The 476-nt window shown below is 72.1% G+C and carries 1 pseudogene; it reads left to right on the top strand.

Features of this window, described 5'->3' with window-relative positions:
* Positions 1-476, top strand: a pseudogene (locus CS062_RS25345) (hypothetical protein); the annotation flags it as partial.

A 476-nucleotide genomic window follows, 5' to 3' on the forward strand; every position in this document is an offset into this window, starting at 1 on the left:
GGCCGATTCCTGGAGCACGGGCCGGCTGACCCGGGTCGCCCCCACCGCGCTCGACGAGGACCCCCCGGGCATCAACCCGCATTTCGGACTGCCCCTGCGCGGAACCGTGCACGACCCGACGGCACGCCGCATGGGCGGGGTGGCCGGAAGCGCGGGCGTGTTCACGACGGTTCACGACCTGGGCCTGTTCGCGCAGGCGTTGCTCGACCGACGGGCCAACCGCCCCAGCACTTTTCCGCTGCAGCAGGCGCCGGTCGCACTGATCCGCACCCCACCGCCGCCCGGCGCCGGACCAGATCTGCGTGGTCTTGCCTGGGACATCGCCACGCAGCCCTCGCCACCCCCCGCCCCGGATTTCCCGGTCGGCAGCTCGCGCCACACCGTGTTCACCTGGCTCTCCATGTTGATCGACCCTGGCTCGCACCACTACCCGCACGTCCTCGCTCCCCGCCTGGAAGCGCATCGGTGCGGTAAGC

Origin of the sequence: Roseateles chitinivorans (assembly GCF_002761755.1) — a bacterium.
GTDB lineage: Bacteria > Pseudomonadota > Gammaproteobacteria > Burkholderiales > Burkholderiaceae_C > Roseateles > Roseateles chitinivorans.